The following is a 15,034-nucleotide window of genomic DNA, read 5'->3' as shown; positions in this document are numbered from 1 at the left end:
ATTTCTGGCCGTCATGGGCTGTAAATCTCCCCCTGGTTCTGAGTCAGTTAACACCAGCCAGGCCCGCGCGACTCCTCTGCACATCGTCTCATCTTAACCTTCACCAGCATTCATGACCGGTTTTGCACTGAAAAGTCTTTCTATGCTGATGCCGGGCCGGACTGGTATACACTGCGCAAATCCCGGACGCCGACCACCTGAAATCTCTGTCGCCGCCTGTTAAGCAATGCTGTAGCCTTGCCGCCGTCTTACTGGAGTCTGCTATGTTACTGACCGTTCTCTACATTATTGGTATTACTGCTGAAGCCATGACAGGTGCGCTGGCGGCGGGTCGCCGCAAAATGGATCTGTTCGGGGTCATTATTATTGCGTCAGTGACCGCAATTGGTGGTGGCTCGGTGCGCGATATCCTGTTGGGTCACTATCCGCTGGGTTGGGTGAAAAATCCCGAATACATCATGATTGTGGCGGCAGCAGCGGTCGTCACCACATTCCTGGCGCCCCTGATGACCCACCTGCGCAAAGTTTTTCTGGTGCTGGATGCATTGGGTCTGGTGGTCTTTTCCATTATCGGCGCGCAGGTTGCACTTGATTCCGGACACGCCATGATTATTGCCGCGATAAGCGCAGTGATTACAGGTGTCTTTGGCGGCGTACTGCGTGACATGTTCTGTAATCGCATTCCGCTGGTGTTTCAGAAAGAGCTGTACGCCGGTATCGCTTTCGCCTCGGGCTGGATGTATATCCTGCTGCTGAAAACCACGCTGGCGCATGAAGCGGTGATTATCATTACCCTGCTGTTCGGCTTTTTTGCCCGTTTACTGGCGCTGCGCTTCCGTCTCGGTTTGCCGATTTTCAACTATCCCCACCCCGAGCATTGAGGACGCAGGAATACCCTGCTGTTGCAGGAACGCGATGAGGGCCTGCAGACGGGCATCCTGAAACTGCTCAGCCAGGCGCGTTGCCAGCCCCGCCCCAACGCCCGGCAGAGTTTGCCAGGCCATAACATCCCGCCGCATTATGCTCTCCCACTGCTGATCGGGCAGCGCATTCAGGGCCTTTTGCGGCAATGAAACGCCAAGGGCCTTCACCCATCGACGAAACGGTTGCTGACGAGCGAGATTAAAACGGTGCCAGAGCTGCTCCGCACGTTCCGGAGAGAGATCCGTCGCGGCGGCAATCTGTTCTGGTGTTAACGTCAGCCAGCCGAACAGATGCGTCATACTGCCGCTTTCCAGTAAGCGCAGCCAGGTGCTGCGCTCAACCCCAGGAATATTCAGCACCGTTTTCTGGCTGAGCCAGCGTAATTTCGCCAGTAACTGCTTCTGGCACTCAGCGCTGAAGGTATAACAACTCAACGGCGTATAACGCGACGCCTCGGGAGGCAGAGGATAATGTCGCTCTGCCACGCGCCAGATGACCCGCTCCAGCCGGGGAATGCCCTGACCCGCCAGACTCAGCGTGACCACATCGCCCGCGACGATATCGCTCTCCTGCCAGCGACGTAGCGATCCGACATTAACCCGCCTGACCGTTTTATCATCCAGTTGCACTGGCTGAAGATTAAGTACCGCCGCTATTTTTCCGGTTCGGCCAATGGGGAAATCGACGGAGAGCACTTCAGCACTGACTTCAGGAGGCTGATATTTCCAGGCAACCGCCCATATACCCTCGCCTGGCAGCCAGTTTTTGCCTGCAGGCCGCAGACTCTGATGAACCACCACGCCGTCTGTGACAAAAGGCAGCGCAGCATGAAACCAGCGCTCACGCCAGATGGCTACGTCCTCTTCATCTTTAACGTTGTGGCTCCATTCTGCTGCAATGCCCAGCCCCCAGCGGCTGAGTTGCTCATGGCGCTCCGTCATTGTGGCGGGACCATCTGGCCATGCCCAGATGAAAACACCGAGCGAATCCAGCAGCGGAGTCCGCTGCCTGCTCATCATCGCGCCGGCCACCAGTGAGCGCGCATTTTTGCCGCCATCAATCGCCTGCTGATGACCGTTCATCAACAAAAACAGCTCGCCCTGCAGTACAACCTCGTCGAGAGGGGTCTCGATATGCAGCGGAATTGCCGGGATCCAGGCGGCTTTAGCCAGCCACTCTTCACCGCGCAATCCATCGCCACGACTTAACAACGAGACCAGCCTGCCATGGCGATACACCAGTGAAACGGCGATGCCATCAACTTTTGGCTGCACCCAGAGATCGCGTCGCCCCTGCATCCAGTAAGCCAGTGTCAGCTTGTCGCGCATTTTTTTTACGCCAGTATGGGCGACCGGATGCAGGTGCTCACCTTTGCCCGGCAGTTGCGGCGAATAAGTGGGCTGAGAAGCGCTAAAGCAGTGTTGCCAGGTAACAAGCCGCTGCTGCAGCGCATCGTAATCCGTGTCAGCCACCAGACTCTGCCCCTGGCGATAGTAAGCGTCATCCCAGTGTTGCAGTTGCTGTTGCAAACGGCCAATCTCTTCAGTCGCCCGTACGGGTGTCCAGACCGGACAAACGGCACTGTGCGCAGGCCATAGGGCGAACCACAGAATAATCGCAGATAGCGGCCAGCCGAATCCTTTCATACTCTTTCCTCTGACGTTTTGTGGCATTCAACAGCAATGCATTAGCGTCAGCCAGAGGCGAGGTTTCGTTCCGGAAGAGATGCCAGGGTAATCCGTGAACCATTACAGCTGCCCGACAGAGATTTGCGCGCAGATGCGCAAAAGATTGGGTGTTCTCGCTGCGCAAACGCTGCGTGGCAACGGGAAGCTGTGTATACTGTGCAGGAAATCGACTCCGCTTTTAATCAATTCAAGAAAACCATGGCTCAAGGCACGCTCTATATTGTTTCTGCTCCCAGCGGTGCAGGGAAATCCAGCCTGATTCAGGCACTGTTAAAGACCCAGCCGTTGTATGACACGCAGGTCTCTGTTTCGCACACGACGCGCGGTATGCGTCCGGGTGAAACCCATGGCGAACATTACTTTTTTGTTGAGAAACATGAATTTGAGCAGATGATCGCGGAAGATGCTTTCCTCGAACATGCCCGGGTTTTTGACAACTACTACGGTACGTCACGCCATGCCATTGAGCAGGTGCTGGCAACCGGCGTTGACGTGTTCCTCGACATCGACTGGCAGGGCGCGCAGCAAATCCGCGCTAAAATGCCTGGCGCACGCAGCATCTTTGTTTTGCCGCCTTCGAAAGAAGAGCTCGATCGCCGTCTGCGCGGTCGTGGTCAGGACAGCGAAGAGGTGATCACACGTCGCATGGCTCAGGCAGTAGCGGAAATGAGCCACTACGCCGAGTATGACTATTTAATTGTGAATGATGATTTTGATCTGGCGCTGTCCGATCTGAAAACCATTATTCGCGCAGAACGTCTGCGTATGGCGCGTCAGAAGGCGCGTCACGATGCTTTAATCAGCAAACTGTTGGCAGTCTGAATACAGTTTCAGTATGATGCGCAGTCATTTCTTCATCTGTGGAGTAGCACACCTATGGCACGCGTAACCGTTCAGGACGCAGTAGAAAAAGTTGGTAATCGTTTTGACCTGGTGTTGGTCGCTGCACGTCGTGCACGTCAGATGCAGGTTGGCGGCAAAGATCCGCTGGTTCCGGAAGAGAACGATAAACCTACCGTTATCGCCCTGCGCGAAATCGAAGAAGGTTTGGTCACCAATCAGATTTTAGATGTGCGTGATCGTCAGGAACAGCAAGAGCAGGAAGCCGCTGAGTTACAGGCCGTTACCGCTATCGCTGAAGGTCGTCGTTAACAGCCACCTGCAGGTCGCCCTTGTATCTGTTTGAAAGTCTCAATCAACTGATTGAAAAATACTTGCCAGAGGAGCAGATCAAGCGCCTCCAGCAAGCCTACCTTGTCGCACGTGATGCCCACGAGGGACAGACACGCTCCAGTGGTGAGCCTTATATCACCCATCCGGTTGCCGTGGCCTGTATTCTGGCGGAAATGAAGCTCGACCATGAAACGCTCATGGCCGCGCTGCTGCATGACGTGATCGAAGATACGCCCGCCACTTACCAGGATATGGAACAGCTGTTCGGTAAAAGCGTGGCGGAGCTGGTCGAAGGCGTTTCAAAGCTGGATAAGCTGAAATTCCGCGATAAGAAAGAAGCGCAGGCTGAGAACTTCCGCAAGATGATTATGGCGATGGTGCAGGATATCCGCGTCATTCTCATCAAGCTGGCTGACCGCACCCATAATATGCGCACCCTTGGGTCTTTACGCCCGGACAAACGTCGCCGCATCGCGCTGGAAACGTTAGAGATTTATAGTCCGCTGGCACACCGCCTGGGTATTCATCACCTTAAAACAGAGCTGGAAGAGCTCGGTTTTGAAGCACTTTACCCGAACCGTTATCGGGTGATTAAAGAGGTGGTGAAAGCTGCGCGTGGTAATCGTAAAGAGATGATCCAGAAGATTCTTTCTGAGATTGATGGCCGTTTACAGGAAGCGGGCATTCCCTGCCGCGTCAGCGGTCGCGAAAAGCATCTTTACTCGATTTACCGCAAAATGACGCTGAAAGAGCAGCGTTTTCACTCGATCATGGATATCTATGCCTTTCGCGTCATCGTGAAAGATCTGGATACCTGCTATCGCGTTCTGGGCCAGATGCACAGCTTATATAAGCCGCGTCCGGGCCGCGTTAAAGATTATATCGCCATCCCCAAAGCCAACGGCTATCAGTCGCTCCATACCTCCATGATCGGCCCGCACGGCGTGCCGGTTGAAGTGCAGATTCGCACCGAGGATATGGATCAGATGGCAGAAATGGGGGTCGCTGCGCACTGGGCTTATAAACAGGCGGGCGAAAGTGGCACCACTGCACAGATTCGCGCGCAGCGCTGGTTGCAAAGCCTGCTCGAGCTGCAGCAGAGTGCGGGCAGTTCATTTGAATTTATTGAAAGCGTGAAGTCCGATCTTTTCCCTGATGAGATCTACGTCTTTACGCCTGAAGGTCGCATTGTTGAGTTGCCAACCGGCGCGACGCCGGTAGATTTCGCCTATGCGGTGCACACCGATATCGGCCATGCCTGCGTCGGCGCACGCGTTGACCGCCAGCCTTATCCGCTGTCGCAAACCCTGACCAGCGGTCAGACGATTGAGATCATCACCGCGCCAGGCGCTCGTCCAAACGCCGCCTGGCTCAATTTTGTCGTCAGTTCCAAAGCCCGCGCCAAAATTCGTCAGCTCCTGAAGAACCTCAAGCGCGAAGACTCGGTTAATCTGGGTCGCCGCCTGCTCAGCCATGCGCTGGGCGGTAGCCGTAAACTGGCTGAAATCCCGGCTGAGAATATCAGACAGGAACTGGACCGCATGAAGCTGACTTCCCTTGATGATCTGCTGGCGGAAATTGGCCTCGGTAATGCGATGAGCGTGGTGGTGGCGAAGAACCTGCTGCAGGCTGACAGCAAGGCCATCACCAGCACCAGCAAGCGCGGTAAACTGCCGATTAAAGGCGCAGATGGCGTGTTGATTACCTTCGCCAAATGCTGCCGACCGATTCCTGGTGACCCGATTGTTGCCCATGTCAGTCCTGGCAAAGGGCTGGTGGTGCATCATGAATCCTGCCGGAACATTCGTGGCTACCAGAAAGAGCCGGAAAAATTCATGCCGGTTGAGTGGGATAAAGTCACCGAGCAGGAGTTCGTAGCAGAAATCAAAGTCGACATGTTTAACCATCAGGGTGCGCTGGCTAACCTGACGGCGGCCATCAACACGGCGGGTTCGAATATTCAGAGCCTGAATACCGAAGAGCGTGATGGTCGCGTCTATAGCGCCTTTATCCGCCTCACCGCACGTGACCGCGTTCATCTGGCGAATATCATGCGTAAAATTCGCGTGATGCCGGATGTGATCAAAGTCCACCGTAACCGTAATTAGGCATGAACGATCAACGTTTTGCCCGGATTCAGGCGATGCTGGCACTGCGCCAGCACGACCTGACGGTCTGCATGGAGCAGGTGCATAAACCACACAATGTTTCAGCGGTGATCCGCACGGCCGACGCCGTTGGCATCCACGAAGTGCATGCCGTCTGGCCGAGCCAGCGGATGCGCACGCAGGCTTCCGCGTCTGCCGGCAGCAACAGCTGGGTGAAAGTGGTCACCCATCCCACCATCGGCGATGCCGTAAAACAGCTCAAACAGCAGAAGATGCAGGTTTTAGCGACCCATCTCTCCGCCGATGCGGTGGATTTTCGTGAGATCGATTATACCCTTCCCACCTGCATTCTGATGGGGCAGGAAAAAACCGGCATCACCGAAGAAGCGCTGGCGCTGGCTGATCGTCAGATCGTGATCCCCATGGTGGGTATGGTGCAGTCGCTGAATGTCTCGGTCGCCTGCGCGCTTATCCTCTATGAAGCCCAGCGACAGCGGCAGAACGCCGGTCTTTACCTGCGCGATTACAGCCTGCTGGACGAGGATGAGCAGCAACGCCTGCTGTTCGAAGGCGGATTCCCGGTGCTCGCGCGGGTCGCAAAGCAGAAAGGTCTACCCTATCCGCGCATCAATGCGCAGGGCGAAGTCGACGCCGATCCCAGCTGGTGGGCAACCATGCAGTCGACCGGTAAAAGACGATGAAAGGCCGTCTGCTGGATGCCATTCCGCTCAGTACACTGACCGGCGTCGGTGCCAGCCAGGCAGCAAAACTGGCCAAAATTGACCTGCACACCGTTCAGGATCTCCTGCTTCATCTTCCGCTGCGCTACGAAGACCGCACCCAACTCTATGCTATTAATGATCTGCTTCCCGGTATCTGGGCCACAGTCGAAGGCGAAGTGCTGCACACAGATATCACTTTTGGTCGTCGCCGGATGATGGTGTGTCAGATCAGCGATGGCAGTGGCGTGCTGACAATGCGCTTCTTCAATTTTAATGCCGGGATGAAGAACAATCTGTCGCCGGGACGGCGTGTTACCGCTTATGGTGAAATTAAGCGCGGTCAGCGCGGCGCTGAGATTATTCACCCCGAGTACCGCATCCAGGGCGAGCAGAACAATGTGACGCTGGAAGAGACCTTAACACCGGTTTATCCCACGACCGAAGGCATTCGACAGGCCACGCTGCGTAATCTCACTGACCAGGCGCTGACGCTGCTGGAAAGCTGCCCGATTGCCGAGCTGTTGCCGAAGGAGTTAAGCGGCGGCTTAATCAGCCTGCCAGATGCGCTGCGCACACTGCATCGTCCGCCGCCCGATCTCCGGCTCAGCGAGCTGGAAAGTGGCCGTCATCCGGCACAACGCAGATTAATTCTTGAAGAGCTGCTGGCGCATAATCTCAGCATGCTGGCAGTGCGCGCAGGCGCTCAGCGCTATTACGCGTTACCGATGCCGCCGCGACACAATCTCAGTGACCAGCTGCTGGCCGCGCTGCCTTTCTCGCCGACCAATGCGCAAAAGCGCGTGGTGGCGGAGATAGAGAAAGATCTGGCCAATGATTTCCCGATGATGCGGCTGGTGCAGGGCGACGTCGGCTCGGGTAAGACACTGGTGGCTGCACTCTCTGCGCTGAACGTTATCGCCCATGGCAAGCAGGTTGCGCTGATGGCACCGACCGAACTGCTGGCTGAACAGCACGCCAGTAACTTCCGCCAGTGGTTTGCGCCGCTGGGGATTGAAGTCGGCTGGCTGGCCGGAAAACAGAAAGGCAAAGCCCGCCAGGCACAGCAGGAGGCGATAGCCAGCGGTCAGGTAGCAATGGTCGTGGGCACACACGCTCTGTTTCAGGAGCAGGTGCAGTTCAATGGTCTGGCGCTGGTCATTATTGATGAGCAGCACCGCTTCGGCGTCCACCAGCGTCTGGCCTTGTGGGAAAAAGGTGAGGAGCAGGGTTTCCATCCGCATCAGCTGATCATGACCGCCACACCGATTCCGCGCACCCTGGCGATGACCGCGTATGCCGATCTCGATACCTCAACCATCGACGAACTGCCGCCGGGACGTACTCCGGTGACCACCGTGGCCATCCCCGATACGCGACGCGAGGAGATTGTGGCTCGGGTTGAGCATGCCTGCCGGGAGGGACGTCAGGCCTACTGGGTCTGCACGCTGGTTGAAGAGTCAGAGCTGCTGGAAGCACAGGCGGCAGAAGCCAGCTGGGAATCCCTGAAAACCGCGCTGCCCGACTTAAATATCGGACTGGTGCATGGCCGCATGAAACCCGCTGAAAAACAGGCGGTCATGCAGGCGTTTAAAGCGAATGAACTCCAGCTGCTGGTAGCGACGACCGTCATTGAGGTCGGCGTGGACGTGCCGAATGCCAGCCTGATGATTATCGAAAACCCTGAGCGGTTAGGGCTGGCACAGCTGCATCAGTTGCGAGGCCGTGTGGGTCGTGGTGCCGTGGCATCACACTGCGTACTGCTCTACAAAGCGCCGCTGAGCAAGACGGCGCAGAAGCGTTTACAGGTACTACGCGACAGCAATGACGGCTTTGTTATTGCCCAGTTCGATCTGGAGATTCGCGGACCGGGTGAACTGCTGGGCACACGTCAGACCGGCAACGCCGAATTTAAAGTGGCCGACCTGCTGCGCGATGCGGCGATGGTGCCCGAAGTTCAGCGTGTGGCGCGCCACATCCACCAGCACTATCCCGAGCAGGCCAGCGCTCTGATTGAACGCTGGCTGCCAGAGAACACCCGTTTTACCAACGTCTGAATGAGATCCCATCAAGTCGGCTTTTATATCCGTGCCGGGCAAACGATTGCTTTTGCCCGGCGGATGATTACAATCGCCACATTATTTTTTGGGAAGAACAGAAGATGTCCACCAATCCTCAGCCAGACCAGCCTTCCGCCACGCAAAGCGAACTGATTTATCGTCTTGAAGATCGTCCACCTCTGCCGCAAACGCTGTTTGCCGCTGGTCAGCATCTGCTGGCGATGTTTGTCGCGGTCATCACGCCCGCCATACTGATCTGTCAGGCGCTGGGCCTGCCCGCAGAAGATACCCGGCACGTTATCAGCATGTCGTTGTTTGCTTCAGGTGTGGCATCGCTGCTGCAAATCAAAACCTGGGGACCGGTGGGTTCGGGTCTGCTGTCGATTCAGGGAACCAGCTTTAACTTTGTGACGCCTTTGATCATGGGCGGGATGGCGCTGAAGAATGGCGGCGCTGACGTGCCCACCATGATGGCGGCGCTATTTGGCACGCTGATGGTGGCCTCCTGTACCGAAATGGTGCTGTCACGCGTATTGCATCTGGCTCGCCGGATTATCACGCCGCTGGTTTCCGGTATCGTGGTGATGATTATTGGGCTGTCGCTGATTCAGGTAGGAGTGACTTCGATTGGCGGCGGTTTCAGCGCGATGAGTGACCATACCTTTGGCGCGCCAAAGAATCTGATGCTGGCCGGTGCCGTGCTGCTGGTGATCGTGCTGCTTAACCGGCAGAAAAACCCCTATTTGCGCGTCGCCTCCCTGGTGATTGCGATGGCCGTGGGCTATCTGCTGGCCTGGGCGATGGGCATGCTGCCGGCAGCGGGCATCCCTGCTGATCAGCCGCTGATCGTGGTGCCGACCCCGCTCTATTACGGGCTGGGCTTCGACTGGAATCTGCTCATCCCGCTGATGCTGGTGTTTATGGTGACCTCCCTGGAGACCATCGGCGATATCACAGCCACCTCGGATGTGTCGGAACAGCCCGTCAGCGGCCCGCTCTATATGAAGCGCCTGAAAGGCGGTGTGCTGGCGAATGGCCTCAACTCCTTTGTCTCCGCGCTGTTTAACACTTTCCCTAACTCCTGCTTCGGTCAGAACAACGGTGTGATTCAGTTGACCGGCGTGGCCAGCCGCTACGTGGGCTTTGTTGTCGCACTGATGCTGATCGTGCTGGGGCTGTTCCCGGCGGTCAGCGGTCTGGTGCAGATGATCCCTGAGCCGGTACTCGGCGGCGCAACCATTGTGATGTTCGGCACCATTGCCGCCTCAGGTGTTCGCATCGTGTCACGCGAGCCGCTTAATCGTCGCGCCATCATGATTATCGCGCTGTCGCTGGCGGTGGGTCTGGGCGTGTCTCAGCAGCCACTGATCCTGCAGTTTGCCCCCGACTGGCTGAAAACGCTGCTCTCTTCCGGCATTGCCGCAGGCGGTATTACCGCAATCGTGCTCAACCTGATTTTTCCGCCAGAGAAGTAAGGCCACAGGCAGGCTTCGGCCTGCCTGCTAATTATTCGGATTTACATCCAGGCTGTTGAGCTGTAACGGTAATTCAGGCATAACAACCTCTCACCGGATTTAACTCGGGAAGGATGCTATGAAATTTATTGGAAAGTTTTTCCTCACCTTACTTTTACTGCTGCTTTTTACCCTGGTCGTGATCTATGTACTGCTGCAGACACAGTGGGGTGCAGGCTGGTTTAGCCGTTGGGTGAGCGACAAAACCGAATGGCATCTCTCCCTGAGTAAAATTGAACACAATTTCTCTTCTCCCTCTCATATCATTCTGGATGACTTCAGCTTTGGTCACGATGGTCAGCCTGCGGTGCTGGTCGCGAAACGGGTTGATCTCGGCCTGGCGCTGATTCAGTTCAGCGATCCGCTGCATTTCAGCAGCCTTGAGCTGCGCGATGGGGAAGTGAATCTGGCTAATCTGGCGCAGGGCAGCACGCTGCCGATTCAGGCCGATCGCCTGCAACTCAATAATATGCGTATCGACAGTCCCAAGAGCGCATTACCGCTGTTTGCTCAGCAGGTTAATGGCGGCATCCTGCCGTGGAAGCCCACGGGGCTGGATATGCTGGGTCGCGATGCCCGCTTCCAGATGAGCGCAGGCAGCATGACGCTGAATAATGTGCCGGGTGAAAACGTCCTGATTCAGGGCAGTGTTTCCCAGGGTCGGATGCGCTTTGACAATATTGGTGCCGACCTGGCGCGTGGCTCCATGACCGGTAACGGTGAGCGCGATGCCCAGGGCAACTGGAAAATTAATCAGCTGCGACTGAACGACATCCGTCTGCAGACTACCAGCAGCCTGAAAGATTTCCTGCATACCCTACAGGTTGTTCCGTCAATTGCCATTACCCGCCTCGACATGACCGATGCCCGTCTGCAGGGGCCTGACTGGGCGGTGACAGATCTGGATCTGACGCTGAGAAACGTTAACTGGCAGGGAGATGACTGGCAGAGTAACGACGGTTCACTGGCGCTGAATGCCAGCAATTTTATCGACGGTGGATTCGAGCTTAATGACCCTATCCTTAACCTGGATTTCTCACCGCAGGGTGTGGCGCTGACACAATTCAGTTCACGCTGGGCGAACGGGGTGATTCGGGCTGACGGTGACTGGTCGCGCAGCAATAAGCGCCTGACGCTGAAAAATCTGGCCGTTGCCGGACTGGAATACACGCTGCCGCAGGACTGGCGTGACCGCTGGCAGGCGACACTGCCCGCGTGGCTGGAGAGTGTAGAGGTAACGCGTTTCACCTCTAACCGTAACCTGATTATCGATATTAATCCGGCGTTTCCCTTCCAGCTGACTTCACTGGATGGCGCTGGCGAAAACCTGCTGCTGGCTCAGCAGCATCAGTGGGGGATCTGGTCGGGTAAGCTCAGCCTGAACGCGGCAGAATCGACCTTTAACCGCACCGATCTGCGTCATCCGTCGATTGCGCTAAGTGCTGACCCGCAGCAGATTCAGGTTACTGAACTGAGTGCGTTCAGTAACAAGGGCCTGCTCGAAGGAACCGCCACCGTAGGTCAGCAGCCAGCGCGTCCTCTGACACTGCAACTGACGGGTCGGGCAGTGCCGGTGAATGTGTTGCAGAACTGGGGATGGCCCGTATTGCCGTTAACCGGTGACAGTAATATGCAGCTGCAACTAAGCGGTGCATTACCCGCAGGCCAGCCACTGCGCCCGACCGTGAATGGCACTCTGTCGGTGACGACGGACAGTCAACAGTTACAGCAGACAATGCAGGCCGGTCAGGTGCGTTAACAGGATCAATAAGGGCCGCGGAGGCGGCCCTTATGATTAGTTGATACGTGCGCCGGAACCGCCCTCTTCCAGCGGCCCGTCAGGATCGGCAGGCAGAACAATATAGACCCCCTCAAACACAGCGCCACACTCATCGTCGCCAAAAAGCTCAACTTCAAGCTGCACACGTGCTTTACGTCCGCGCGCCAGACGGTCGAGATCGCCGCTTAATGAGCCGAGGTCAGCAATCGCGCCAGGCCGGCCACTAATCGGGTGGCTGTAGCGAATGTGCGCATCCGCCAGAATAATGGTGCCGCCCAGATGGCGCTCGCGCAGCAGTAACCAGATCAATCCCCAGCCGGTCAGCGTGGCCAGCGAGAACAGACTGCCAGCAAACAACGTCTGATGTGGATTCTGATTGCCCGCTTCCGGCATGGTGGTGATAAATTTCTGCCCGGTAAACTGCAGAATACGGACACCCATCTTCTCGCTGAGCGGAATATGATCATACCAGGCCTGCTGCAGCTGTCCGCACCAGTCGGCACGATGCAGGATATCATCGAGCGTAACGACAGGCTTGATCATCAGAAAGTGGCGAACCGGCGTCGTCTGGGGCGCGGTAATCTCGCCCTGGTTGACGTAGCCGAGCTTAGCGAAGAATGCGACAGCATCTTCGCGGGCACTACAGGTTACCCGCTTAGCCCCTTCCTGACGCGCTACCGACTCCAGCGTCATCGCCATTAGCGTTCCCAGCCCTTTACCCTGCACCGAAGGATGAACGGCCATGAAGCGGATAGCGGCCTCATTGTCGGCATTAATGTAGAGACGGCCGATAGCGACCGGATTTCCCTGTTCATCAACCACCATCTGATGATGTGCCAGGGCATCCCAGGCGTCACGTTCTGACCCCTGCGGTTGACGCAGAGGTTTACGTAACATCTCCCAGCGGAACTGATAATAGATATCCAGCTCTTCCGCCGTCTGTGGCACGCGAAGGTGATACATGTAATGTTTCTCCCGCTCGGATGTATGGCCTGTTCCCTGCCGCTCAGCTGACGATCTCACACCTGCAACCAGAACGTCACAGGACCATCATTCACCAGCGAGACCTGCATATCTGCAGCAAAACGGCCATTCGCCGTAGTAATCCCCTGCTGGCGACAGCAGTCGCTGAAGTATTCATACAGACGTTCGGCTTCAGCAGGTTCAGCGCCACCCGAAAACGAGGGGCGCATCCCTTTTTGCGTATCCGCGGCCAGCGTAAACTGCGACACCACCAGCACACTTCCGCCCGCCTGGCGGACACTCAGGTTCATCTTGCCCTGCTCATCGCTAAAGATGCGATAGCCCAGTACACGTTCTGCGAGACGTTCCGCTCGCGCGTTGTCATCGCCTTTTTCTACGCCCAGCAGAACCAGTAAACCCGCGCCAATTTCACCGGTCACTTCCTGATCGACGCTGACGCTGGCGCGCTGCACGCGCTGAATCAATGCAATCATGTTTCCTCGCGTTGCTCTTCTTGTTGGTGTTGCTGCTTCAACTGCCGATAGTCAGCTAACGCGACGGTTATTTCAGCGCCCAGCAACACAATACACCAGGTCCAGTAGACCCAGAGAAACAGAATGGGGATCACGGCCAGTACGCCGTAGATCAACTGATATGAAGGGAACATAGTAACATAGAGCGCAAAGCCCTTTTTACCCAGCTCAAACAACGCCCCGGCAACCAGCGCGCCAATCAGCGCATCACGCGGTGGCACCCGTTGGGTGGGAACAATGCTGTAGAGTAACCAGAAGGCGAACCACGACAGCAGAAGCGGGAAAATGCGCAGCATCTGATCGACCAGACTGGTTACGCCAGTGGCATTAATCCAGCGCAGGGAAAGCAGATAAGAGCTGATTGCCAGGCTGGCACCGGCCAGCAGCGGACCGAGCGTCAGGATCATCCAGTAGACGGCAAAGGAGTAAACCATCGGTCGCTTTTTGTTGCTGCGCCAGATGGTGTTTAACGCCGTATCGACCGAATGCATCAGCAGTAAGGCGGTCACGATAAGACCGACTGCCCCGACCGCCGTCATCCTGTTTACGTTAGCAACAAACTGTTCAAGATAGCGTTGCAACGTGTTACCTGCAGCAGGCATCAGATTGTTGAAGACAAACTGTTTTAACTGCACGCTGATGTCAGAGAAAACCGGAAACGCCGCAAACAGGGCAAAGACCACTGCAATAAGCGGCACTAACGCCAGTAATGAGACATAAGCCAGATTACCGGCCTGGGTCGTCATGCCATCCTCATCAATGCGTTTCCATAACAGCCTGAGCCACAACCAGAACGCATGCAGCCTGGGGCGAAATTTACGTGACATCATGAGTTACTGTAGACCCGCAAACCAGTTGGGTACCGTTTTACTGTCAGTAACCAGTACACTTTCAATACCCAGGGCACGGGCCGCCTCAATGTTCTCTGGATTATCATCAAAGAACACCGCCTGATCGGCAGTCACACCTTCTGCATCCAGCACATGCTGATAAATCCGCGCTTCCGGTTTGCGCATACCTATCTCCTGTGACAGGTAGATTTTATCCGCTGCCTGCTGCACGTCCGGATACTGCGTTGGCCAGAATTCGCAATGCAGCTTGTTCGTGTTAGAGAGGATTACCACCCGATGACCTTCCAGCCGCAGCCGGTTCATTAGCGCCAGGGTTTCCGGACGCACGTCAACGAAGACCGCCTGCCAGCCAGCCGCAAACTGCTCATAGCTCAGTGCGATCTCCAGCTTTTCGCACAGCGCCAGTGCGAAATCTTCATCACTGATCTCGCCACGTTCGTGTTGCTCAAACGCTTCGTCCATCTGGAAATGGCCTTGTAGCGAAGCCAGCGGTACACGACTAAAGTCACTCCAGACACCCAGCACGCGGTTGAAGTCGATATCAATAATCACATTGCCCAAATCAAAGATATACAGCATGGTGTGTCTCCTTCTGTTCCCTGGAGTATTCACTCTAGCGGCAAAAGTGCAGGCTGAACAGGCACAGGCTGAGAGAAAAGCGTAAACGCCAGAAGGTGAGTAAAGCGCGACATCATTCGCACAAATATTCGCTGGTCCGGCT

Annotated in this window: 13 protein-coding genes; 8 read left to right on the top strand and 5 right to left on the bottom strand. The window is 56.1% G+C overall.

Going from position 1 to position 15,034, the window contains the following annotated elements; all coding sequences use genetic code 11:
- Positions 1-263 precede the first annotated feature (263 nt).
- Positions 264-881 carry a trimeric intracellular cation channel family protein gene (locus tag NP77_RS13680; protein ID WP_008926964.1) on the top strand — a complete coding sequence of 206 codons (618 nt, stop codon included), beginning with the start codon at positions 264-266 and terminating at the stop codon, positions 879-881.
- Here NP77_RS13680 and ligB read toward each other — a convergent pair.
- Complete coding sequence (gene ligB / locus NP77_RS13675) at positions 819-2,570, bottom strand: NAD-dependent DNA ligase LigB (RefSeq protein WP_039660558.1); 1,752 nt, start codon at positions 2,568-2,570, stop codon at positions 819-821. The genes NP77_RS13680 and ligB overlap by 63 nt on opposite strands.
- Before the next feature lie 240 nt (positions 2,571-2,810).
- Between ligB and gmk the strand changes: the two genes are divergently transcribed.
- The 7 genes from gmk to NP77_RS13640 all read left to right on the top strand — a co-directional run bounded on the left by gmk (position 2,811) and on the right by NP77_RS13640 (position 11,945).
- Positions 2,811-3,434, top strand: coding sequence for a guanylate kinase (gene gmk, locus NP77_RS13670; RefSeq protein ID WP_033743562.1), 624 nt, complete (start codon positions 2,811-2,813; stop codon positions 3,432-3,434).
- A gap of 54 nt (positions 3,435-3,488) precedes the next feature.
- Positions 3,489-3,764 carry a DNA-directed RNA polymerase subunit omega gene (rpoZ, locus tag NP77_RS13665; RefSeq protein ID WP_003851346.1) on the top strand — a complete coding sequence of 92 codons (276 nt, stop codon included), beginning with the start codon at positions 3,489-3,491 and terminating at the stop codon, positions 3,762-3,764.
- Between the two features lie 20 nt (positions 3,765-3,784).
- Positions 3,785-5,893 carry a bifunctional GTP diphosphokinase/guanosine-3',5'-bis pyrophosphate 3'-pyrophosphohydrolase gene (gene spoT / locus NP77_RS13660; protein WP_003851347.1) on the top strand — a complete coding sequence of 703 codons (2,109 nt, stop codon included), beginning with the start codon at positions 3,785-3,787 and terminating at the stop codon, positions 5,891-5,893.
- A gap of 2 nt (positions 5,894-5,895) precedes the next feature.
- Positions 5,896-6,594, top strand: coding sequence for a tRNA (guanosine(18)-2'-O)-methyltransferase TrmH (gene trmH / locus NP77_RS13655; RefSeq protein WP_003851348.1), 699 nt, complete (start codon positions 5,896-5,898; stop codon positions 6,592-6,594).
- Positions 6,591-8,669, top strand: coding sequence for an ATP-dependent DNA helicase RecG (recG, locus tag NP77_RS13650; RefSeq protein ID WP_039660555.1), 2,079 nt, complete (start codon positions 6,591-6,593; stop codon positions 8,667-8,669). Before trmH ends, recG begins: the two co-directional genes overlap by 4 nt.
- Positions 8,670-8,773: 104 nt before the next feature.
- Positions 8,774-10,147 (top strand): NCS2 family protein, encoded by a 1,374-nt coding sequence (locus tag NP77_RS13645; protein ID WP_039660553.1) that lies wholly within the window; start codon positions 8,774-8,776, stop codon positions 10,145-10,147.
- A 118-nt stretch (positions 10,148-10,265) separates the two neighbouring features.
- Complete coding sequence (locus tag NP77_RS13640) at positions 10,266-11,945, top strand: AsmA family protein (RefSeq protein ID WP_003851351.1); 1,680 nt, start codon at positions 10,266-10,268, stop codon at positions 11,943-11,945.
- Between the two features lie 36 nt (positions 11,946-11,981).
- Here NP77_RS13640 and fabY read toward each other — a convergent pair whose 3' ends face one another.
- From fabY to yihX, 4 genes are read right to left on the bottom strand one after another with little or no spacing between them, the layout of a single operon-like run.
- A complete protein-coding gene (gene fabY, locus NP77_RS13635; protein ID WP_003851352.1) occupies positions 11,982-12,929 on the bottom strand; it encodes a fatty acid biosynthesis protein FabY in 948 nt (315 codons plus the stop codon).
- A gap of 56 nt (positions 12,930-12,985) precedes the next feature.
- Positions 12,986-13,423 carry a D-aminoacyl-tRNA deacylase gene (gene dtd, locus NP77_RS13630; RefSeq protein ID WP_003851353.1) on the bottom strand — a complete coding sequence of 146 codons (438 nt, stop codon included), beginning with the start codon at positions 13,421-13,423 and terminating at the stop codon, positions 12,986-12,988.
- A complete protein-coding gene (locus NP77_RS13625) occupies positions 13,420-14,292 on the bottom strand; it encodes a virulence factor BrkB family protein (protein ID WP_003851355.1) in 873 nt (290 codons plus the stop codon). Before NP77_RS13625 ends, dtd begins: the two co-directional genes overlap by 4 nt.
- Before the next feature lie 3 nt (positions 14,293-14,295).
- Positions 14,296-14,892 carry a glucose-1-phosphatase gene (gene yihX / locus NP77_RS13620; RefSeq protein ID WP_003851357.1) on the bottom strand — a complete coding sequence of 199 codons (597 nt, stop codon included), beginning with the start codon at positions 14,890-14,892 and terminating at the stop codon, positions 14,296-14,298.
- Positions 14,893-15,034 lie beyond the last annotated feature (142 nt).

The organism is Pantoea sp. MBLJ3, from assembly GCF_000816655.1.
GTDB lineage: Bacteria > Pseudomonadota > Gammaproteobacteria > Enterobacterales > Enterobacteriaceae > Pantoea > Pantoea eucalypti.
Note: the sequence above shows the minus strand (reverse complement) of the source record. Positions and strands in the feature narration are given on the sequence as shown.